The organism is Streptomyces sp. NPDC001851 (assembly GCF_040297165.1).
GTDB lineage: Bacteria > Actinomycetota > Actinomycetes > Streptomycetales > Streptomycetaceae > Streptomyces.
The window spans coordinates 32951-54556 of record NZ_JBEOYR010000003.1 but is presented as its reverse complement, the minus strand read 5'-3'; the positions used below and the strand labels follow the sequence as shown (position 1 = coordinate 54556).

At 69.4% G+C, this 21606-nt stretch carries 20 protein-coding genes, 2 pseudogenes and 2 riboswitches; of the genes and pseudogenes, 8 read left to right on the top strand and 14 right to left on the bottom strand.

All coding sequences use genetic code 11. The features are described 5' to 3' along the window. The first annotated feature begins 6 nt into the window (after positions 1–6). Positions 7–106, top strand: a riboswitch (glycine riboswitch). Then, positions 107–219, top strand: a riboswitch (glycine riboswitch). Positions 220–261: 42 nt separating this feature from the next. The 5 genes and pseudogenes from gcvT to ABT171_RS05255 form a co-directional block, all read left to right on the top strand. After that, positions 262–1389 (top strand): glycine cleavage system aminomethyltransferase GcvT, encoded by a 1128-nt coding sequence (gene gcvT / locus ABT171_RS05275; RefSeq protein WP_351240017.1) that lies wholly within the window; start codon positions 262–264, stop codon positions 1387–1389. Positions 1390–1498: 109 nt separating this feature from the next. Then, positions 1499–1876 (top strand): glycine cleavage system protein GcvH, encoded by a 378-nt coding sequence (gene gcvH / locus ABT171_RS05270; protein WP_351240015.1) that lies wholly within the window; start codon positions 1499–1501, stop codon positions 1874–1876. Positions 1877–1890: 14 nt separating this feature from the next. Next, entirely contained in the window at positions 1891–3159 is a 1269-nt protein-coding gene (gene glyA / locus ABT171_RS05265; protein WP_351240013.1) for a serine hydroxymethyltransferase, read from the top strand. A gap of 99 nt (positions 3160–3258) precedes the next feature. Next, entirely contained in the window at positions 3259–4626 is a 1368-nt protein-coding gene (locus ABT171_RS05260) for an L-serine ammonia-lyase (protein WP_351240011.1), read from the top strand. Positions 4627–4755: 129 nt separating this feature from the next. After that, positions 4756–4869 (top strand): annotated as a pseudogene (locus ABT171_RS05255) (DNA-binding protein); the annotation flags it as partial. Positions 4870–4988: 119 nt separating this feature from the next. On the opposite strand, the gene ABT171_RS05250 reads toward ABT171_RS05255, so the two are convergent. The 5 genes from ABT171_RS05250 to ABT171_RS05230 form a co-directional block, all read right to left on the bottom strand. Beyond that, complete coding sequence (locus ABT171_RS05250) at positions 4989–5360, bottom strand: hypothetical protein (RefSeq protein WP_351240009.1); 372 nt, start codon at positions 5358–5360, stop codon at positions 4989–4991. Then, a complete protein-coding gene (locus ABT171_RS05245) occupies positions 5357–7228 on the bottom strand; it encodes an RHS repeat-associated core domain-containing protein (RefSeq protein WP_503074092.1) in 1872 nt (623 codons plus the stop codon). Before ABT171_RS05245 ends, ABT171_RS05250 begins: the two co-directional genes overlap by 4 nt. A 319-nt stretch (positions 7229–7547) precedes the next feature. Further along, positions 7548–9623 (bottom strand): DUF6531 domain-containing protein, encoded by a 2076-nt coding sequence (locus ABT171_RS41850; protein ID WP_503073809.1) that lies wholly within the window; start codon positions 9621–9623, stop codon positions 7548–7550. Continuing rightward, on the bottom strand, positions 9613–9978 hold the full coding sequence (locus ABT171_RS05235) for a hypothetical protein (protein ID WP_351240007.1): 366 nt from the start codon (positions 9976–9978) through the stop codon (positions 9613–9615). The genes ABT171_RS41850 and ABT171_RS05235 overlap by 11 nt, the downstream gene beginning before the upstream one ends. A gap of 417 nt (positions 9979–10395) precedes the next feature. Beyond that, on the bottom strand, positions 10396–11277 hold the full coding sequence (locus ABT171_RS05230) for an NAD(P)-dependent oxidoreductase (protein ID WP_351240006.1): 882 nt from the start codon (positions 11275–11277) through the stop codon (positions 10396–10398). A gap of 96 nt (positions 11278–11373) precedes the next feature. On the opposite strand from ABT171_RS05230, the gene ABT171_RS05225 reads away from it, so the two are divergent. The 3 genes from ABT171_RS05225 to ABT171_RS05215 all read left to right on the top strand — a co-directional run bounded on the left by ABT171_RS05225 (position 11374) and on the right by ABT171_RS05215 (position 13627). Then, positions 11374–11736, top strand: a complete 363-nt coding sequence (locus tag ABT171_RS05225) for a winged helix-turn-helix transcriptional regulator (RefSeq protein WP_351240004.1) — start codon at positions 11374–11376, stop codon at positions 11734–11736. 268 nt (positions 11737–12004) lie between these two features. Next, a complete protein-coding gene (locus ABT171_RS05220; protein WP_351240002.1) occupies positions 12005–13036 on the top strand; it encodes a phosphatidylinositol-specific phospholipase C domain-containing protein in 1032 nt (343 codons plus the stop codon). Between the two features lie 36 nt (positions 13037–13072). Then, the gene (locus tag ABT171_RS05215; RefSeq protein ID WP_351240000.1) at positions 13073–13627 is read left to right on the top strand and encodes a GH25 family lysozyme; all 555 of its coding nucleotides are present in this window, start codon (positions 13073–13075) and stop codon (positions 13625–13627) included. A gap of 12 nt (positions 13628–13639) precedes the next feature. Here ABT171_RS05215 and ABT171_RS05210 read toward each other — a convergent pair whose 3' ends face one another. From ABT171_RS05210 to ABT171_RS05170, 9 genes and pseudogenes are all read right to left on the bottom strand, one after another. Then, positions 13640–14302 (bottom strand): NADPH-dependent F420 reductase, encoded by a 663-nt coding sequence (locus tag ABT171_RS05210; RefSeq protein ID WP_351239998.1) that lies wholly within the window; start codon positions 14300–14302, stop codon positions 13640–13642. 209 nt (positions 14303–14511) lie between these two features. Next, on the bottom strand, positions 14512–14724 hold the full coding sequence (locus ABT171_RS05205; protein ID WP_116147008.1) for an EF-hand domain-containing protein: 213 nt from the start codon (positions 14722–14724) through the stop codon (positions 14512–14514). Positions 14725–14959: 235 nt separating this feature from the next. Then, positions 14960–15142 (bottom strand): annotated as a pseudogene (locus ABT171_RS05200) (helix-turn-helix domain-containing protein); the annotation flags it as partial. A gap of 45 nt (positions 15143–15187) precedes the next feature. Then, positions 15188–16375, bottom strand: a complete 1188-nt coding sequence (locus ABT171_RS05195) for a YncE family protein (protein ID WP_351239996.1) — start codon at positions 16373–16375, stop codon at positions 15188–15190. Beyond that, positions 16375–17178: a polysaccharide deacetylase family protein gene (locus ABT171_RS05190; protein ID WP_351239994.1), complete on the bottom strand. Its 804-nt coding sequence runs from the start codon at positions 17176–17178 to the stop codon at positions 16375–16377. The genes ABT171_RS05195 and ABT171_RS05190 overlap by 1 nt, the downstream gene beginning before the upstream one ends. Before the next feature lie 103 nt (positions 17179–17281). Next, positions 17282–17785, bottom strand: a complete 504-nt coding sequence (locus tag ABT171_RS05185; RefSeq protein WP_351239992.1) for an ATP-binding protein — start codon at positions 17783–17785, stop codon at positions 17282–17284. A gap of 310 nt (positions 17786–18095) precedes the next feature. After that, positions 18096–18863: an enoyl-CoA hydratase/isomerase family protein gene (locus tag ABT171_RS05180; RefSeq protein ID WP_351239990.1), complete on the bottom strand. Its 768-nt coding sequence runs from the start codon at positions 18861–18863 to the stop codon at positions 18096–18098. 77 nt (positions 18864–18940) lie between these two features. Continuing rightward, positions 18941–20188: a L,D-transpeptidase gene (locus tag ABT171_RS05175; protein WP_503073801.1), complete on the bottom strand. Its 1248-nt coding sequence runs from the start codon at positions 20186–20188 to the stop codon at positions 18941–18943. A 156-nt stretch (positions 20189–20344) separates the two neighbouring features. Next, positions 20345–21568 carry a L,D-transpeptidase gene (locus ABT171_RS05170; protein WP_351239988.1) on the bottom strand — a complete coding sequence of 408 codons (1224 nt, stop codon included), beginning with the start codon at positions 21566–21568 and terminating at the stop codon, positions 20345–20347. Positions 21569–21606 lie beyond the last annotated feature (38 nt).

The window sequence follows — 21606 nt, the reverse complement described above, 5'->3', positions numbered from 1 at the left end:
GCCGCTTGAATCCGCGCGGGAGAGTCCCTGGCAGCACTGATGCCGGGGCGCCGAAGGAGCAAGTCCCTCCCTTGAATCTCTCAGGCCCCGTTACCGCGCGGGCGAGGCACATCTGAAAAGCGGGCCGCTGCGACAGTGGCTCCACCCAAGGTGCAAGCCGTGATCGTCCCTGTGGCGGTCCTGGCGAACCTCTCAGGTTCCGATGACAGATGGGGAGGAACGTTCCTCGCCTGTCCTGCTTTCCTGGGAGACGACCGTCCGATGAGCAGTACCGAACCCCTTGAGCTGCGCCATACCGCGCTGGACGCGCTGCATCGCTCGCTCGGTGCGACGATGACCGACTTCGCCGGCTGGGACATGCCCCTGCGCTACGGCTCCGAGCGTGACGAGCACCTCGCCGTGCGTACGAAGGCCGGTCTCTTCGACCTCTCCCACATGGGCGAGATCACCGTCACCGGCGCCGGCGCGGCCGCCCTCCTCAACTACGCCCTGGTAGGCAACATCGCCTCCGTCGGCGTCGGCCGCGCCCGCTACACCATGATCTGCCAGGCCGACGGCGGCATCCTGGACGACCTGATCGTCTACCGGCTCGCCGAGACCGAGTACATGGTGGTCGCCAACGCCTCCAACGCCCAGGTGGTGCTGGACGCCCTCGTCGAGCGTTCCGCCGGCTTCGACGCCGAGGTGCGCGACGACCGGGACGCGTACGCGCTGATCGCCGTCCAGGGCCCCGAGTCCCCCGGCATCCTGAAGTCCCTCACCGACGCCGACCTGGACGGCCTGAAGTACTACGCCGGCCTGCCCGGCACGGTCGCCGGCGTCCCGGCCCTGATCGCCCGCACCGGCTACACCGGCGAGGACGGCTTCGAGCTGTTCGTGAAGCCGGAGCACGCCGTGGAGCTGTGGCAGGCGCTGACCAAGGCCGGCGAGGGCGTCGGCCTGGTCCCCTGCGGCCTGTCCTGCCGGGACACCCTGCGCCTGGAGGCGGGCATGCCGCTGTACGGGCACGAGCTGACCACGGCGCTCACCCCCTTCGACGCCGGGCTCGGCCGCGTGGTCAAGTTCGAGAAGGAGGGCGACTTCGTGGGGCGCGAGGCGCTCGCCGAGGCCGCCGCCAGGGCCCAGGAGAACCCGCCGCGGGTCCTCGTCGGGCTGGTCGCCGAGGGCCGGCGGGTGCCGCGCGCCGGGTACGCCGTCGTCGCGGGCGGCCAGGTGATCGGCGAGGTCACCTCCGGCGCCCCCTCCCCCACCCTGGGCAAGCCGATCGCCATGGCGTACGTCGACGCGGCGCACGCGGCCCCGGGCACCGCGGGCGTCGGCGTCGACATCCGGGGCAGCCACGAACCGTACGAGGTCGTGGCGCTGCCGTTCTACAAGCGCCAGAAGTAGACACTGGGCGCGGCCACTGTGTGACCCCGCGCACGTTTCCGCTGCTCATCAGCGGCTTCAGCAGTCCCCCCTTCATCAGCACTCCCGCGCGTACAGGAGAATTCAGGCCATGAGCAACCCCCAGCAGCTGCGCTACAGCAAGGAGCACGAGTGGCTGTCGGCCGCCGAGGACGGCGTCTCGACGGTCGGCATCACCGAGTTCGCGGCCAACGCGCTCGGCGATGTGGTCTACGCCCAGCTCCCCGAGGTCGGCTCCACGGTGACCGCGGGCGAGACCTGCGGCGAGCTGGAGTCCACCAAGTCGGTCTCCGACCTGTACTCGCCGGTCACCGGTGAGGTCACCGAGATCAACGAGGACGTCGTCAACGACCCGTCGCTGGTGAACTCGGCCCCCTTCGAGGGCGGCTGGCTGTTCAAGGTGCGCGTCTCGGAGGAGCCGGCCGACCTGCTCTCCGCCGACGAGTACACCGCCCAGAACGCCGGCTGAGGAGTCGTAGCCGTATGACCTCCCTGAACACGCCCCTGCACGAGCTGGACCCGGAGATCGCCGCCGCGGTCGACGCCGAGCTCGGCCGCCAGCAGTCCACGCTGGAGATGATCGCCTCCGAGAACTTCGCGCCGCTCGCGGTGATGGAGGCGCAGGGCTCCGTCCTCACCAACAAGTACGCCGAGGGCTACCCGGGCCGCCGCTACTACGGCGGCTGCGAGCACGTCGACGTCGCCGAGCAGATCGCCATCGACCGGGTCAAGGAGCTGTTCGGCGCCGAGTACGCCAACGTCCAGCCCCACTCCGGCGCCTCCGCCAACCAGGCGGCCCTGTTCGCGCTGGCCCAGCCCGGGGACACCATCCTCGGCCTGGACCTCGCCCACGGCGGCCACCTGACCCACGGCATGCGCCTGAACTTCTCCGGCAAGCAGTTCAACGTGGTCGCCTACCACGTGGACGCCGCCACCGGCCTGGTCGACATGGCCGAGGTCGAGCGGCTGGCCAAGGAGCACCGCCCGAAGGTGATCATCGCCGGCTGGTCGGCGTACCCGCGGGAGCTGGACTTCGCCGCGTTCCGCCGGATCGCCGACGAGGTCGAGGCCCACCTGTGGGTCGACATGGCGCACTTCGCGGGCCTGGTCGCGGCTGGTCTGCACGCCAACCCGGTGCCGTACGCCGACGTGGTGACCTCCACGACGCACAAGACCCTGGGCGGCCCGCGCGGCGGCATCATCCTCGCCCGCAGCAAGGACTTCGCGAAGAAGCTGAACTCCTCCGTCTTCCCGGGCTTCCAGGGCGGTCCCCTGGAGCACGTGATCGCGGCGAAGGCGGTGTCCTTCAAGGTCGCGGCTTCCGAGGAATTCAAGGAGCGCCAGCGCCGTACAGTGGAGGGCGCGAGGATCCTCGCCGAGCGGCTGACGGCGCCGGACGCGCGCGAGGCCGGCGTGAACGTGCTGTCGGGCGGCACGGACGTGCACCTGATCCTCGTCGACCTGCGCGAGTCCGAGCTGGACGGGCAGCAGGCCGAGGACCGCCTCCACGAGGTCGGCATCACGGTCAACCGCAACGCGGTCCCGAACGACCCGCGCCCGCCGATGGTCACGTCCGGTCTGCGGATCGGCACGCCCGCCCTCGCCACCCGCGGCTTCACGGCCGAGGACTTCGCCGAGGTCGCGGACGTGATCGCGGAGGCGCTGAAGCCGGCGTACGACGCCGAGGCGCTCAAGGCCCGGGTCAAGGCCCTGGCCGACAAGCACCCGCTGTACCCGGCTCTGAACAAGTAAGTCACCTTTCGCGAGGCACCGCGCACACTGGACACCGGAAGGTGCGCGCGGTGCCCGCACCCCGTACCGCCCCTGCTTCACCCGTCTTGAGGAGTTCCCGTGGCCATCTCGGTCTTCGACCTGTTCTCGATCGGCATCGGCCCGTCCAGCTCCCACACGGTCGGCCCGATGCGCGCGGCGCGCATGTTCGCCCGCCGCCTGCGCAACGAAGGCCTGCTGGACCCGGTGGCCTCCCTGAGGTGCGAGCTGTACGGCTCCCTCGGCGCCACCGGCCACGGTCACGGCACCCCGAAGGCGGTCCTGCTCGGCCTGGAGGGCGCCTCGCCCCGCACGGTGGACGTGGAAACGGCCGACGAGCGGGTGGAGGCGATCAAGTCGGCGGGCCGCATCTCGCTGCTCGGCGAACACGAGATCCCCTTCTCCTTCGACGACGACCTGGTCCTGCACCGCCGCAAGGCCCTGCCCTACCACGCCAACGGCATGACGATATGGGCGTACGACGCCTCGGGCGCGGAGCTGTTCTCCAAGACGTACTACTCGGTCGGCGGCGGCTTCGTCGTGGACGAGGACGCGGTCGGCGCGGACCGGATCAAGCTGGACGACACGGTCCTGAAGTATCCCTTCCGTACCGGCGACGAGCTCCTGCGCCTGACGAAGGAGACGGGCCTGTCGATCTCCTCCCTGATGCTGGAGAACGAGCGCGCCTGGCGCACCGAGGAGGAGATCCGGGCGGGCCTGCTGGAGATCTGGCGGGTGATGCGCGAGTGCGTCCAGCGCGGCATGTCCCGTGAGGGCATCCTGCCCGGCGGCCTGAAGGTCCGCCGCCGCGCGGCCGTCTCGGCCCGCCAGCTGCGCGCCGAGGGCGAGCCCTTGGCGCACGCGATGGAGTGGATCACGCTCTACGCGATGGCGGTGAACGAGGAGAACGCGGCGGGCGGCCGCGTGGTGACGGCCCCCACGAACGGCGCGGCCGGCATCATCCCGGCGGTCCTGCACTACTACATCAACTTCGTCCCCGGTGCCGACGAGGACGGCGTCGTCCGCTTCCTCCTGGCCGCCGGCGCGATCGGCATGCTCTTCAAGGAGAACGCCTCCATCTCCGGCGCCGAGGTCGGCTGCCAGGGCGAGGTCGGCTCCGCCTGCTCCATGGCCGCCGGCGCCCTCGCCGAGGTCCTCGGCGGCTCCCCCGAGCAGGTGGAGAACGCCGCCGAGATCGGCATGGAACACAACCTCGGCCTGACCTGCGACCCGGTCGGCGGCCTGGTCCAGATCCCGTGCATCGAGCGCAACGGCATGGCCGCGGTGAAGGCGGTCACCGCCGCCAAGATGGCCATGCGCGGCGACGGCTCCCACAAGGTGTCCCTGGACAAGGTCATCAAGACCATGAAGGACACCGGCGCGGACATGTCGGTGAAGTACAAGGAGACGGCGCGGGGCGGGCTCGCGGTGAACATCATCGAGTGCTGAGAGGACAGGCCCTGACCTGCGCGTTCGCTCCTTTCAGCGCTGTCGGGGCCTTCCCTGCTGCAGGGTCTCGCTCCACGAAGGCACCATCGCAGCCCTCGGAGCACGCACTGGCAAACGAGGCATGTCCGCCTGCGCGGCCACAAATACGCCCTGGACGCGATCGTGGCCGCCACCGCGCTGGCCTCCCCCGCCCCGGTCACCATTCTGACCTCGGATCCGGAGGAGCTTCAGGCCCTGTGCGGCTTCGCGCCGGCCCTGCGGATGAAGGCGAAGCAGGAGGGCTTCTGCTCCGACAAGGATCTGCCGGAGAAGGAGAACGAGGAGAAGGCCAAGGAGCGCAAGCGGTGCGTTCCTTTCGTCGATCACTGCACCGTCACGGTGACAAGGCCGGGATCTGGCAGTTCCGTCGGTGCGGTGTCCCCGTACCACGAGAACTCAAGGGCTGAGAGCCTTCCACCGCTCACCCACACGAGCAGTTCACCGAAGAGTTGGCCCGAGTCGTCTGTGACCGTTCCGGTGGCCGGGATGATGCCGTCCTCGATCGGTGCTGCAGGGATGTCGGCGGGCACTTCCAGGTCGACACTCGGAGACTCGGCCCCCCATGGGCCGGTGACACGGGTTTCTGGCAGTTGGTTCCTCAACTCCTGGACGCCCGGAAATTCGGGCGCGAGGAGCTGCGCGAGGGTGCGCCGTTCGAGGTGGGACAGAGGTCTGGTGGCGGGGTGGTCCGTCATGGTGTCTTTCCTGGGAACTTTTCCTGGATGAACGCGGTTCCGATTCGGGGTATCCCGTTGACCATCGCTCCGCGGATGGTGACCGTTTCCCCGTCGATTGTACGGTCGACGACGAAACCACCGGATTCCGGAAGGTCGTCGCCTTCTCCAAGACTGTTGAGGATGCGGCGAAACGCTTCGGAGCGCCCTCCCGAATTCTTCACTATCTCCTCGAAGCCATGCTTCGGGGGATCGATGACGTGTTCGAGCTTCCGCGGCGTATTGTCCATCTCGAAGGCCTTGTCAAGCGCCTCCTGAGTACACTTCACCAATCCGGTCGGGTCGATCCACCGGAACGGGTTGACGATGTAGGCATGGTGATTTGGCGCGGGATCGAGACCGAGCGGGTCGGGGGAGAGGTAGCCTGCGGTTTCCGGATCGTAGAAACGGAAGTAGTTGTAGTGCAGCCCGGTTTCGGCATCGTGGTACTGGCCGGGGAAGCGCAGCGGGCACTCGACCGGGTCGGCCTCTGTCCCGGAGGACAAGGGGGTACCCCACAGTGAGGTGCGTCGCTGCCAGGCCACGGCACCGCCTGCTGTGACAAGTTCGGTCGGTGTGCCCGCCGCGTCGGTGATGACCGCGTGGAAGCGAGGCACGCGATCGGTGGTTGTCTCTTCCGCCAGGCGGGCCAGGTAGGAGGTCTCCGAACTGCGGAGAGAGGGCCAGTGGTCGGTCTGGGCCAGCGGTCGGTGTGTGCCGGGGGCGTACTCCCAGGTGGTCGTCTTGCCGTCGGGGGTGCTCTGCTCGGCCAGACAGGTGTCGTCCCAGGTGAACTCCACGTGCTCGACCGGAGAACCGTCGTCCGACATGCGGGACTTGGCGATGCGTCGGCCCAAAGGGTCGTAGGAGTATCGCCAGCGACTGCCGTCCGGGGTGGAAACCGCTGTCAGGCGGTCCTCCGCGTTCCAGGTGTACCTCCATCTGTGTCGCTTTCCGTTCAGCAGCCTGCGGGTTTTGGTAACGAGCCGGCCCTGGCCGTCGTGCTCGTACGTGGTATTGCCCGCGCGACGGACGATCGTGCCCTCGAACTCCCGGTCCCCGGGAACCTCGTGCCCGGGAGCGGCGGCGTGCGTCAGATTTCCCACTGTGTCGTAGGCGTAGGTCTCGGTCCAGCCATGAGCACGTACGCCGGTGACGCGGCCTGTCTCATCGAGGTCGAAGTTCCGGGCGCCGGCGGTGAGCTCCCGGATGCCGGAGAGGTAGCCGTCAGCGCGGTAGGCGTATTCCCGGTACTGCAGAAGACGGTGGCCGGCCCCTCTCGCCACCGCCGACGTCAGCGACTGCACAGTGAGGCGGCCGGCCACGTCCCACCGCTGGGTGAGGGTCACGTCTTCGCCGAGACGGCGTTCCGTCTCCCGGCCGCCGGCATCGTAGGTGAAGGACAGGCTCCCGGCTTCGGAGCCCAACTCGGTGCAACGCCCCGTCGGGTCGTACGTCCAATGCGACGTCAGCCCGGATGGGGTTGTACGACGGGTCCGCCGCCCTCGGTCGTCATAGGCGTGTGCTGTCGTCCGGCCGTTCACGGTCTCCGAAAGGACCCTGCCGAGCTTGTCGCGCTCATAGACGATCTCGGCATCCGCGCCGACGGCGTGCACGAGTTGTCCGGTCGGGGAGTATGCGTACGTCGTGACGTCACCCGTACTGCTCCGCTGTTCCACGACCCGGCCGAGCGCGTCCCGGGTGAAGGTCAACGTCTCGCCCGCACCGTTGGTCCGCGACAGCAGGCCGCCCACGGGGTCATGCGCGTAGGTGAGGGTACGTCCGTTGAAGTCCGTCTCGGCCAAGAGGCGACCAGCCTCGTCATAGGTGTAAGACCAGGTTCGCCCCATCGAATTGAGGACGGACGTCAGGCGGCGTTCCGTGTCATAGGTGAACTCGAAATGCGCCCCGCCCGGATCGGTCCTGGTGGCGGGTACGTCGAAGTGGCCGGACGTGTGATGCGTGGTGTTGCCGCCGGTGTCCGTGTGGGAACGTAGATTGCCCTCTGCGTCCCATGTCCAGGACTCACGGGTGCTGTCCGGGTGTTCGCGCCAGGCGGGCTTGCCCTCCGTGGTCCAGCCCAGCCGGGTTCGATTCCCCAGTGGGTCTGTCACCTGGATCACCCGGCCGAAGGAGTCCCGGCGGATGATCGTCGTGTGGCCCAGTTCGTCAGTGAGAGCAAGAGGTAGGCCGGCATCGTCGTAGGCGACCGTACGAGTACGGCCAAGCGCGTCGGTGATGGCTGTCGGCCGCCCCGCCGCGTCGTACGCGTACCGTGTCTCTGCGCCGATCGGATCGAGCACCGTCTGCAGGTTGCCCCGCTCGTCGTACGTGTGCCGCCAGACCGCGCCCCCCCGGCTCGACCACTTCCGTCGGCAGGCCGAGGGTGTTGTAGGCAGCCCGGGCCACCGAGCCGTCTGGCAAGGTGAGTTCGGTGAGGTTGCCGATGGCGTCGTAAACGTATCGGGTGACATGCCCCAGGGCGTCGGTGACGGTCAGTGGCTTGTCGCCGTACTCGTCCCACTCTGTTCGGGTGACATGCCCGAGGGGATCCGTCTCCTCCACCACCCGGCCTTCGGCGTTGTACCGGTGGACCGAGACATGGCCCTGCGAGTCCGTGTACGTCGTTGTGTGGGTGGTGTCGTCGTAGGTCAGGGAGCCGGAGAGGATGCCGTCGACGCCCTCGGTGCGGACCACCCGGCCTCGATCGTCGTAGACGTAGCAGAACCAGGTGCCATTGCGGTCGGTCCAGCGGGTGACGCGGCCCTCGGTGTCGTACGTGAAGCGCAGGGGCTCGCCGCTGGAATTGATGACCTCGGTCAGGTTGCCGGCAGCGTCGTATCCGTAACGCATCACGAGCGTGCCCTTGCCGGGTGCCGTGCCCGGGCGGTAGCGGGACGGCGGTTCGTCCAGCAGGCGCAGGGCCGTGATGCGGGGGCCCTGGGTGTCGACGGCGACGTAGTAGCCGCCGGAGTGGCGGATGCCGAACGGGATGCCCTCGTCGTCGCGTTCGACGTCGATGCGGTTGCCGTTGCGGTCGCTCCAGGAATCAAGGGCCAGGTGGAACACACCGAAAGAGGGTGACGGGACCGGGGCCGCGAAGGTGCGGACCACGCCTGTCGACGGGTCCGTGATCGTCATCGCGCCGTCCGGTTTACCGTCCCACTCCAGCGGCCAGCGGGCGCCCTTGGCCGGCAGGGTGGGGACGCCGGGCTCCGGCACCGGGTAGACCAGGCGCATGCCGTCGGCCGCGGCGAAGACGACGCCCTCGCCGTCGATCTGGAGGCACTCGTCCAGGGTGGAGATCCAGGTCGGGCCGAAGCAGACGCCGCCCCGATAGGAGGAGAGGTGGGTGCGCGTGAACTGAAGCGGCAGGCTCCCGGGCAGGGCCAGGTCCGTCTGCGTCATCAGCATCGTGCCGGTCGCCACGTCGATCGGCTCCCCCACGCACGGGATGTCCTCGGCGTTGCGCGCCGCCGGACCCAGGTCGACCAGGTTGGGGCGCAGGGAGGGCGGGCGCAGCAGTAGCGGGGTGGTGTCGGCGAGGCCGCCTTCCATGCTCGCCTTCAGCAGACCGTCACCCGCTCCCCCTGCGGCGCCGAAGATCATGCCGTCCTTGGCGGACTGGTTGACCTCGTCCAGGCTGAAGCCGTGCTGCAGACCGGTCACCATCTTCAGCGGCTGGGCGAGGGCGGCGTCGACGGTGACCGACTCGACCCCGCCGAACGCGGCGCCGACAAAGGCACCTGCGAGGGCATTGGCCACCACGGTGGAGACCCCGACGCCTACCGTGGCGCCGAACTCGATGACCGCGTCCGCCGCCGCTGCCGCCGCACCGCTGGCGATGCCCGCGGTGAGCACGGCCAACGTGATGCCGCCCGCGATCACGACCGCATCGATGCCTATGCGCACCCAGAGCTTGGTGATCGCGTCATCGATGGTGTCGGCGAACATGTCGAGCAGGTCTGCCATCTTCCGCGAGGACTCGGCGAGGTCGCTCAGCCAGCCGCCGTCCTTGCCCTTGGCGTAGCGGTCCCAGAACTTGTGGAACGCCTCGATCGACTCACCGGTGTTGTTGTGGATGATCCCGGACGCGCTGCGGTGGACCGGGGAGCGGACGTCGTCCACCGAATCGGCGAAGGCACGCCAGGCTTTGGCCGCGTCCCGCAGCTTGTCGGGGTCGGCCTCGGGCCACCACAGGCCCATCTTCAGAAGGATGTGGCGGGCTTTGTCCTCAACGCTCACCGGCACCGTCGCTCTGCTTGTTTATCTTCACTTCGGTGAACATGCCGGCCACGAGCTTGTCGTTGTCCACGTGCCCGTCCGACATGTCGACCATGGCCGCATGAATGCTCGTCAGCCCGAGCACGAGGATGCCCGCCGCGCTCTCGATCGACTTCTGGTGCGGCTTGTAGATGCCGCCGAACTGGTTGCCCTGCTCGTCGTGCCCCCAAGGTTCCCCGAGGCCGTCCAGGGTCTTGATGAGAGTCGTCAGCGCCTTGCTCAGATCCATGGCCCCCTGGTGGAAGGTGGGTGCTGCCGCCTTGATGTCAGCGGTCTTGATGTCCAGCACCTTGCCGGGGACCTTGCCGTCACCCATCTATGAACCCCGTTTCAGTCGCGGCTTCCGACCCTAGGATGACCAGGTCAAGCACACCCCATGCCCAGGTAACGCAACTGCCATGTTCGGTGGACACGACTGGGGTCGCGCGCACGCAGAACGGATACCGGCTTGGCGCATTCCGGCCCGCCTGCGGGCCTGCCGAGCGCGAGGCCGTCCCGGCAAGGCAACCGCCCGTGACGCCAGGGGGGTACTGCAGCGCCTGGAGCCGTCTGCCGAGCAGAGGTTGCAATGCGGTGGAGACGCCCACAGCCGGGCAGCGAGGCGCCGTTCGATGTACGTCTGCAGGCACTCGACCGGGTTGAGTACAAGGACATACCCGTACAGCAGGAACACGGTCAGCCGTTCCCGCTCGGCCATGAGTGCCTTGATCGCCTTCCAGATATGAGTTGTTGGTCAGTGCACGAGCAGGTCGATCACGCCTGTCAGGTCCTCCTCGCCGCTGCCCTCGGCCAGGCGGCGGCGCATCAGCTCGAAGTAGGGGCTGAGCAGTTCCGGGCTGACACCCTGCTGCTCGGCGGTGCTCAGGAAGGTCGGCGTGCCGGCCACCTGCATGGCGAGGTTGGAGACGACGCCCTTGGTGTAGTCGCCGCTGCGCAGCTGGTCGGCGGTCTGGTGAACGGCCGGGGCCATCGCGACGAGCCAGTCGGCGAGCAGCGGGGCGAGTGCCGCGGGGTCGATGTCCTCCTTGCGGATCAGGGCGAAGGCGTGCGCGGCACCGGCGAACATCCCGTACATGGCGCTGAGCAGGGCCATGTCGTGCAGGGCTGCGAAGCCCGCGTCCTCGCCGACGTAGGTGGTGCCGGCCGGGACGCCCAGGGTCCCCTGGTGCCGCTCGAACAGCTCTGGCGAGCCGCTGTAGAAGACGTAGCCGCCGGCTTCCGGGACACCGATCATCGGAGGGACGGCCATGATCCCGCCGTCCAGGTAGCGGGCGCCCCGCTCGCGGGCCCACTCGGCGCGTGCGCGGGCCTGGGCGGGGGTGCTGGTGGTCAGGTTGACCAGGTCCCGGCCGGCCAGGTCGGTGCCGGCCAGCACCTCGTCGACCGAGGTGTCGTCCAACAGGCAAATGACGATCAGGGTGTTCGCCGTGACCGCCTCAGCGGCGCTGTCCGCGACCCGTGCCCCCTCGGCGGCGAGCGCCGCGGCGCGGGCCGGGGTGCGGTTCCAGACGGTGAGCGGGTGGCCGGCGGAAAGCCAGGTGCGGGCCAGCGCGGTGCCCATCGCGCCCAGGCCCAGCAGCGTGACGGGAGTCTTCTCAACAGTGTTCTGTGCCATGCCGATTAGGCTGGTCGCAGGCCCGAGGATGATCAAGTACGCACTTGGTGGTGGGTGGTTACCCCGGGGTGAGCGAGCACGTCGGAAGGGTGGGGCATGACGACGCTGAACCGGCCGGGCGGACCAGACAGACACGTCTGCGGGATCGACACCGCGATGGAGGTGATCGGCGGCAAGTGGAAGGTGCTGATCCTCTGGGCGCTCCACGAGCACCCCTGCCGTCGCTTCGGCGAGCTGCGTCGACTGCTTCCGGGGATCACCGAGAAGGTGCTGGCCTCTCACCTGCGTGAGCTGGAGGCGGACGGCGTTGTGCACCGCGTCTCCTACGACGAGGTGCCGCCCCGCGTCGAGTACTCGCTGACCGAGGACGGCATGCGCCTCAACGACGCGCTCCAGCCGCTGGCCGCCTGGGGACGCGAGCGGCCGACCACTCAAGGGCTGGAGGAGAAGTCGGGCTAGGATCTTTGGTGAACGTGCTGGTCACAGCCACTCTAGGGCCGTTTGTGCCGTCATGCGTCGTCGAGGTAGGCGCGCAGTGCGTCTGCGACCAGGGCCGACAAGGACATGCCCGACTCGATGGCGCGGTACTTGACCTGCTTGATCAGCCTCAGACTCCGACTCGCGGCCCGCGGGGCGCGTGACTGGTGTTCCTCCAGGGGCTACCGTGCAGTAACCGTCTGCTCTTACGCTTCACCCAACTCGATGGACACACAGGGGAGTTGGGTACATGGGCGCAGTGGGACGGGTCGCGGCACTGGCGGGGGCGGCCGCGCTGCTGATGGCGGGACCGGGCAACGCCCACGCGGCGGCGCCGAAGTTCTCCGAGACGACGGCCATCGGCACGCACAACGCCTACGACAAGGCCAAGTACACCTACTTCGCCCAGGCACTGGACTCCGGCGCCTCGCTGCTGGAGCTGGACGTGTACGTGGACAGCCTCAGTCACCGCTGGCGGGTCAGCCACAGCAACCCGCTGGGCGACGACAACAACTGCGAGGCCGCGAAGACCCCCGGCGAGCTCTACGGCAAGAGCCGCAACCAGGACCTCGGCAGCTGCCTGGACAACATGGCCGCCTGGAACCAGCTCCACCCCGACCACCCGCCGATCGTCATCAAGGTCGAGATGAAGGTCGGCTTCAACAACAACGCCGGTATGGGACCGGACGCGTTCGACGCACTCGTCTCGCGCAAGCTCGGCAGCAGCGTCTACAAGCCGGCCGATCTGCTCGGCGGCACGTACCCCTCCCTGGACGCCGCCGCCAAGGCGAACGCCTGGCCCTCCCGCGACTCGCTCAGGGGCAAGTTCCTCTTCGAGCTGATCCCGGGCACGGTGGAGCAGTCCAACCCCTTCGACCACTACTGGACGGACCGGGAGTACGGCGACCATCTGCACGACCTGTACGCGGCCGGGCGGATCGGCCAGGCCCAGGCGTTCCCCGCCGTACTGGGCGCCGAGAACGGAGACCCGCGCGTCAGCCGCTACGACGCCTCGATCCGGCCCTGGTTCGTGTTCTTCGACGGTGACGCGGCGACGTACGTCAACGGCGGCTACGACACCTCGTTCTACGCCACGAACCACTACTTCTCGATCATGACCGACGCCCACAGCGTCTCGCCGGCCATCTCCTCCACCAACCCGACGGACGCCGAAGTCGCCGCCCGGCTGGCCCTGCTGGCCAAGGACCACGCGAGCCTCATCACCTCCGACTGGTCGGCGAAACCGGCGTCGGTGCTGAGTTCGGTGACCACCCGAGGCTGAGGTTCCGGACTCGGCGCCACGGGGCACAACTCCTGCATGCTGCATGGCATCGACGTAAGCGCCTACCAGTCCTCCACGTACGACACGGACGGTCTCTCCTTCGTCTTCATCAAGGCGACGGAGGGCCGTTCGTACGTCAATCCCCGGCTCGCCGCCCAGGCCAAGAGGGGGCGCGACGCCGGACTGGTCGTCGGCTTCTACCACTTTCTGTGGCCCGGCAATCTCACCGCCCAGGCCGAGTACTTCGTCCAGCACGCCCCCGACCGCGCCGGTGACATCCTCGCGGTCGACTGGGAGGCCACGGGCGACGGGACGCATGCGAGCAACGCGGAGAAGGACCACTTCATCCGCACCCTGAAAGGATTACGGCCGCACAACCGGGTCGTGCTGTACACGAACAGGGACTACTGGCTGACGGTCGACACGACCTCCTACGCGGGCGACGGCCTCTGGATCGCCGACTACGTCACCGCCGGCCATCCCCGCATCAAGGCCAACTGGCGGTTCCACCAGTACACCAGCGAGCCGCACGACAAGGACGTGGCCAACTTCCCCAGCAAGGCCGCACTGAAGGCGTGGGCCACGCCCTAGGCGCGGAAGGACTCAGCCGCGGAAGTCCGCCGGCCGTTCCGGGGAGGCTTCCGCCAGGGCCTTCCTCACTCCCTCCGCGCCCGCCCGGAGGCCGTAGACCGGGGTGCCCGGCTGCTGGCGCCAGGAGTCGTCGATGCCGCCCGCGTCCACCGTGTCGAAGCCGAGGGCGTCGATCAGGGCGCGGACCTTCGCCTTGGCCGCCTCGTCGTCACCGGCGACCGGGAGGGCGATGCGCTCGGGGTCGCCCGCGGGGCGGGGGCGGTCCAGGATGTCCTGGGCGTAGGTGCCGTTGAAGGCCTTGATCACCGGGTGGCCGAGGTGGCGTTCGGTCCAGCGGCTCTCGGTCAGGCCCTCGTCCTCGATGGCCGCGATACGGCCGTCGCGCTGCTGCGGGTAGTAGTTGCCGGTGTCGATCACTGCCACACCCTCGGCGGCGCCGTCCAGCAGGCCCGCGGGCAGGTCCGGGACCGCCTTGAGGGGGACGGTGACGACGACGACCTCGGCGCCCTCGGCGGCCTCCTCGGCCCGCACCGGGGTGGCTCCCGTCTCCTCGGCCAGTTCCTTGAGCGTCTCGGGGCCGCGGGAGTTGGCCACGGAGACCTCGTGACCGAGGGCCGTGAGCCGCCGGGTCAGGTTGCCGCCGATGTTCCCCGCGCCGATGATGCCGATCTTCATGACAGGCCCTCCAGAGATGATTCATGCATGCGCATGCGTCTGTCATCGGGCGACAACCGTGCCGGCGCGGGCCCTATTCCGGGGACCGGTCTGGATCCGCCCGGCCGGGAGCGGCTGAGCGAGGCGCTGGAGGAGCTGCGGCGGGCCCGTCCGGCGCCGGCGGGCATGACGAAGGGGGCCCTCGGCTGCGAGGGCCCCCTTGGCGCACGTCACTTGTTCAGGTAGGCCCAGAACTCGTCGAAGGACAGGACCTTGTCGCCGTTGAGGTCCCGCTGCCTGATGATGGCCTCGGCGACCGTCTCCGTGACGTTCCAGTCACCCTCCTGGGCCAGGGCGGACTTGAACTCGGCGGCGGTGATGAATCCGTCACCGTCCGCGTCGATCCGCTGGAACTGCTTGCGTGCTTCCTCGATGTCCGCCACCGATCCGCCCCTTTTGGTCGTGTTTCTCATGCCGTGCTGGCGTACTGACGCTGGTCAGATTAACGGCCCGGCCAGGCCTTCAGCGCCGCGGCCACCCAGCCGCACTCCTCCTGGAACCCCGGGGGCTCCTGCTCGCCCTTGATCACGGCCGCCAACTCCCGGTAACGGGCGACCCCGTTGCCGAGGTCGATACGGCGGAGCACGGCACGGCGTCGGCCTCGGGTGACTGCGGGGTCACGCCGCGTTCCCGGGCGGCGCCGAGCCCCAGCCGGCGCAGGGTGCGGATCAGCTCCAGGCGGGCCACGGCGGCGCTGTCGTAGAGCCGGTAGCCGCCGGAGGACCGGGCCACCGGGGTGAGGACGCCCTCGTCGGACCAGTAGCGGATGGTGCGCACGGTCCGCGAGTCTGGGCCTTCCAGCGGGTGGAGACTAAAGGAGCGGGCCCGCGGACCCGCTCCCCGGGCTCAGCGGAAGATGCCCGTGTGACCGAGCGAGTAGCGGCCAGGCTGCGGGTAGACGGCGAGGCCGTGCGGGCCGCGGCCGACCCTGATGCGGGCCAGTTCCCTTCCGGTGCGGGTGTCGATGGCGTACACCTCGGAGTTGTAGCGGCCGGAGAGCCACAGGATCGTGCCGTCGGCGGAGACGCCGCCCATGTCGGGGCTGCCGCCGCCGGGCAGGTGCCACTTCTTGGTGAGCCGGTTCTCGGTGAAGTCGAAGACGGAGATGGTGCCCTCGCCGCGGTTGGAGACGTACATCTCGCGGGAGTCGCGGCTGACGTAGAGACCGTGGGCGCCCTTGCCGGTGTAGAGGAAGCGGGGCTTCGTGAACTTGTCGCCGTCGAGGATCCACAGGCCGTTGGCCATCATGTCGGCGATGTAGAACAGCTTGCCGTCCGGGGAGATCTTGACGTCCTGCGGCATCGCTCCGTGGAACGGGAGCTTCTCCTGCTCGATGACCGCCATCCGCGCGGTGTCGACCTTGAGGACCTCGCCGCTGAACTCGCAGGAGACGATGAAGTAGCGCCCGTCCGGGGAGAAGTCGGCGTGGTTGACGCCGTAGCAGCTGACCGGCACGGCCTTGACGGTCTTCATGGTGTGCGCGTCGCGGAAGACGAGCTGGCGGTCCATGGAGGCCATGACGACGGCGTACTTGCCGTCGGGTGTGAAGTACAGGTTGTACGGGTCGTGCACGGCGACCGGCTTGCCGGCCCTGCCCGTGCTCGGGTCGATCGGGGTGAGGCTGTTGCCGAGGTCGTTGTTGACCCACAGGGTCTTCAGGTCCCAGGACGGTACGACGTGCTGGGGCTGGTGGCCGACCGGGATCGTGTCGATGACCTTGTACGTCTTCGGGTCGATGACGGTGACGGTGTCGGACTGGGTGTTGGGGACGTACACCCGGGACGGGAAGTCCCGGACGACCGGCGAGAGTCGGCCCGGCCGGTCGGCGGAGTAGAGGTCCCTGGGGTCCTCGACCGGCGGCATCCCGGGGAGCACGTTCACCTGCGGCTGGTCCACCCGGGGCTGGACGGGACCCTTGCTGCCGATGGCCTCGTTCTCGTGGTGTGAGGAGCCGGAATCGCACGCGGACAGCAGCGTCAGGGCGGTGAGGGCGGCACCGGCGGCCAGCAGGCGGGCGGCTTTCATGGTTCGCATCAGCTCAGCAGCTCCGTGGTGGTGACCGCGCGCAGGTTGCGGCGGCCGAGTTCGTGGAGGAGGTCGGGCAGGGCGGCGACCGTGTCCGGGTACCCGAAGTGCAGGCTCACCACCGACCCGCTGCGCACCGCGGCGAGGACGTTCCGCGTGACGGCGGCGGCACCGGGGCGGGTGTAGTCGAGCGAGTCGACGTCGTACGACAGCACGTGCGGGTAGCCGACGGCGCGGGCGAGCCGGGCGACCAGCGGGGAGGCGGTCGGCGAGCGGGACGGGCGGAACCAGGTGCCGATGGAACCGGTGAGCCGCTTCAGCCGGTCCGCGCAGTCGGTGATCTCCCTGCGGGCGTCCGCCTCGGCCAGGGCGTTGACGTCGATGTGCCGCTGGGTGTGGTTGCCGAGGTCGTGGCCGCCGTCGAGGATCCGGCGGGCGACGTCGGGGTGTTCGTCCAGCCAGGTGCCGACGGCGAGGACGGTGAGCCGGGCGCCGTACCGCTCGGCCGTGGTGAGCAGGGAGTGGGCGATGCCGGGGTCGCCCTGGCCGTGGAAGGTGAGCGCGACCTGGGGGCGGGCACGGGGGCCGTGGGTGATCTGGGCGGGCTGGCCGGGGTAGGCGCGCGGGGCGGGGGCCGCCTTGGCGCTGGCCGCGGGCCGGCCGGCGGAGGACGGGGGCGGGGACGCGGCGGTCGGGGTGGGGGACGGGGCCGTCTGGCCCGAACCGCAACCGGCGGCGAGCGCGCCGCCGGCGACGATCCCGGCGCCCGCGCGCAGCACCTCGCGTCGGTTGGTGGTGGTCACCCGCACCATTTAAGGGGCGGCGGGTAAGAAAAGCACCGATTGACCCGGAAGAGGGACGATTTCGGGTCGCCGTCGCCTCATCGGTGCCCTCGGCCGGTGCTCCGCGCCGGTGCTACCGGTCGGCGACCCTCATCTCGAACCACGTCGTCTTGCCGCGCGGCAGCAGATCCACGCCCCACCGGTCGGAGAGCTTGTCCACGAGGAAGAGTCCGCGGCCGCTGACGTCCAGTTCCCGGACCGGCATCAGACAGGGCAGGCCGCGCGAGGGATCGCGGACCTCGACGCGGATCCAGCCGGTACGGCGTCGCATCCGCAGGCCGAACACCCGGGCCCCGGTGTGCCGTACGGCGTTGCCGACCAGTTCCGACACGAGTAAGACGGCGTCCTCCGCCAGCCTGGGGGTCAGCCGCCAGCTGCGCAGGATGACGACCTGGGCGAGCCGGCGGGCGGTGGCCGCGGACTCCGGGCGGGACGGCAGCGGTACCTCCGCCTCCGTCGGGTCGCCGAACAGTTCGAGCGCCTTGAGCGCCTGTTCGTCCTCGACCGCGGGCGACCAGCGTGCCGCGGCCGCACGGCTGTGTCCCCGCGGCTGTTCGATGCCCTCCAGCCCCGCCATGCCCCCATCATGGCGGCCCGGAGCCGTCCTGGGGGCCGTTCCAGAGGAATACGCCCCCTGTGCGCCCCCGCTCTCCACCCATCGAGCGGCATATGCCGACGGCATGTTTCTCGCCAGTAGGGCCCGATTGACCTGCGAAGACGGCTCACATTCGGGCAATCGACAGGCTCCCTCGACCGAGCAGGCTTAAGGCTGCCTTAAGGCTCCCATAAACCGCCCCATCGAGGGACCCGGACGAGACGAGGCGTCAACTGCAAGGGGACGCACAGGACTTCAGGGGAAGTTCACACCGCTGACGATCGGGTGGATCTCAGAGGAACTTCGCCTTGCCCGGCCCCTCCTCCACGAAACTGCGCATGCCGCGCTCGCGGTCCTCGGTGGCGAACAGGCCCGCGAACCAGTTCCGTTCGACGGCGAGGCCGGTGTCGATGTCGGTCTCCAGGCCGGTGTCCACCGACTCCTTCGCCGCGCGCAGGGCGATCGCCGGGCCCTGGGCGAGCTTCGCGGCCCAGGCGTGCGCCTGTTCGTACACCTCGGCGGCCGGGACGACCCGGTCCACCAGGCCGATCGCCAGGGCCTCGTCGGCCCTGACCTGGCGGCCCGTGAAGATGAGGTCCTTGGCCTTGGACGGGCCGACCAGCCGGGGCAGCCGCTGGGTGCCGCCGGCGCCCGGGATCAGGCCGAGCAGGATCTCGGGCTGGCCGAGCTTGGCGTTGTCGGCGGCGATGCGGTAGTCGGCGCACAGGGCCAGTTCGCAGCCGCCGCCGAGGGCGTAGCCGGTGATGGCGGCGACGACGGGCTTGGGGATGCGGGCCACGGCGGTGAAGGAGTCCTGCAGGGCGCGGGCGCGCAGGACCATCGCGGTGTGGTCCATGTCCTGCATCTCCTTGATGTCCGCGCCCGCCGCGAACACCCGCTCGCCGCCGTAGATCACCACGGCGCGCACGTCGTCGCGGCGCGTGGCCTCCTCGGCGAGCTCCTTCAGCCGGTCCTGGGTGGCGACGTCCAGCGCGTTCATCGGCGGCCGGTCCAGGCGCAGGGTACCGACGCCTTCGGCGACTTCGAGAGTGACGGTCATGGAGGCAGGTTAACGGGGATTAACGGCAGCGGGCCCGGTGCCGTAGGTCACAGCACCGGGCCCCGCTCAGTGAGCCGTCACTTCTTCCAGTCCGCCCACGACATGTTCCACCCGTTGAGCCCGTTGTCGGGCGCCACCGTGCGGTCGTGGGAGTTCTTCACGACCACCACGTCGCCGATGAGCGAGTGGGTGAACATCCAGGCGGCCGGGACGGAGCCGTCGTAGCCGCCGCGCACGTCGCGCAGGCCGACGCAGCCGTGGCTGGCGTTGTAGTTGCCGAAGGCGTCGCCGCCCCAGTAGTTGCCGTGCAGGAAGGTGCCGGAGGTGGTCAGGCGCATGGCGTGCGGGACGTCCTTGATGTCGTACTCACCGCCGTAGCCGACCGTCTCGCCGTTCATACGGGTCACGGTCAGCTTCTCGCTGATGACCATCTGGCCGTTCCAGGTCTCGTAGCCGGGCTTGCCGGTGGTGACCGGGATGGTCTTGACGACCTTGCCGTCCTGGGTGACCTTCATGGTGTGCTTCTCGGCGTCCACCACGGAGACCTGGTTGCGGCCGATGGTGAACTTCACGGTCTTGTGCTGCTTGCCGTAGACGCCGTCGCGGCCCTCGACCCCGTCCAGATCGAGGTCGACGGTGACCTTCGTGCCTTCCTTCCAGTACTTCTCGGGCCGGAAGTCCAGGCGGTCGTTGCCGAACCAGTGGCCCTCGACGTCGACGGGCGGCTCGGTCCTGATCCTGATGGCCTTCTCGACGGCGTCGGGGTGCGTGATGCCCCGGGTGAAGTCGACGGAGAACGGCATGCCGACGCCGACGGTGGAGCCGTCCTCGGGGGTGAAGGTGCCGAGGAAGGTGTTCTTCGGGGTCAGGGTGGTGAAGGAGGAGTCCTCGGCGGCCTGGCGGCCCTCGGAGTCCTTGGCGACCGCGTGCACGGTGTACTTGGTGGAGGCGGCCAGGTGGGCCGACGGCGTCCAGGACGCGCCCCCGCCGGTGAGGGTGCCGTCGACCGGGCGCCCCTTGGCGTCCTTGACGGTGACCTCGGTCAGCTTGCCCTTGGCGACGTCCACCTTGAGCGCGCCGCTCGTATCGACGCCGGTGGCACCGGACTTGGGCGATATGGTGACGGCGGCGGCGGACTGCCGCCCCGCCTGCCGGGTGCCGTTGCCGTCCTTGCCCGAGCCCTTGTCCCCGCCCCCGCCGCACGCGGCGAGGGAGAGCACCAGGGCGCCGGCTATGAGAGCCAGCCCCTTGCGGCCCCGCCCGCCTTCTCCGGTCGTTCGCCTCGGCCCCGCCACCGACGCCCCCCATACAGGCCGCACGTTCAACGCGTTCTCCCCTCGCCGGGCCTGGTCAGCCCGCTCCCCACCACACTTGTGCGCGCATATTAACCGTCCGGTTTTGGGTGGGGTGTCAGGCGAATGTCACCGTTCCGTCGCAACTTCCGCCTGTCACCGTCACCCGAACCCCGGCCCCTCACCCGGCTACTTCACCGCGCTGCCCGCCTTCCACTCCTTCCAGGGCATGTTCCAGCCGCCGAGGCCGTTGTCGGGAGCGACCGTCTTCTCCTTGCTGTTGACGACTTCGACGACATCGCCGATGAGGCTGCGGTCGAAGAACCAGCCCGCGGGGGTGTCCGAACTGCCGCCCTTGACGTCCCTCAGGCCCACGCAGCCGTGGCTGATGTTGGCGACGCCGGGGGCGTCCGGGTTCCAGTAGTTGCCGTGCAGGAAGGTGCCGGAGTTGGTGAGCCGCATGGCGTGCGGGACGTCGGGGATGTCGTACTCGGCGCCGAGGCCGATCGTGTGGCTGTTCATGCGGGTGACCTCCAGCATGTCCATCACCACCATCTTGCCGTTGTAGGTGGGGTGTTTCGGGGCACCGGCGGTGATCGGCACGGTGGCGAGCAGCCGGCCGTCCCGGCGTACCTCCATGGTGTGCTCCTCGGCGTCCACCCGGGAGACCTGGCTGCGGCCGACGGTGAAGGAGAAGGTCTTGTCCTGCAGGCCGTAGACACCGGGCGCGCCCTGGACGTCCCGCAGGTTCAGGTCGACGGTGACCTCGGTGCCGGGTTTCCAGTACTGCTCGGGGCGGAAGTCCAGGCGGCTCCTGCCGAACCAGTGCGGGCGGATCTCCACGGCCGGGCGGGCGCTGACCCGGACGGCGCGTTCGACGGCGGCGCGGTCGGTGATCTCCCGGCTGAAGGTGAGCGAGACGATCATGCCGGTGCCGACGGTGGCGCGGTTCTCGGGGGTGACGTAGCCGATGAACCGTTCATCCGGGACGAGTGTGGTGAAGGTGGTGTGCCGGGCCGAGCGGCGGCCGCCCGCGTCCCGCGCGACCACGTCGACGGTGTACTTGGCGGCGAGCGCCAGCCGGTCCTGGTCCGGCCGCCAGGTCATGCCGTCCTCGCTCAGGTGCCCGGGGACCGGGAAGTCCTGCGCGTCCTGCGACCGCACGACGGTCACCTTCTCCAGGCGCCCGGCGGGCACCCGCACCCGCAGCCGCTGGTCGGGGCGGACGGCCCTGCTGTCGTCGTCGGGGGTGACGTGGATGATGTCCTCGGGTGCCGGGGGTTTGCCGAGCGCTCCACCCGTCCCGAGCGGGCCGGAGCCCCCGAAAGAGCAGCCTGCCAGCAGTGCCGCCGATGTCACCACGGCGGCCAGCGCGACCCACGCGCGCCGCGCGCGTCCTTGTACGTGCCTCACGCGGGACTCAACGACCGGGCATGCTCCGGGGAAACGTG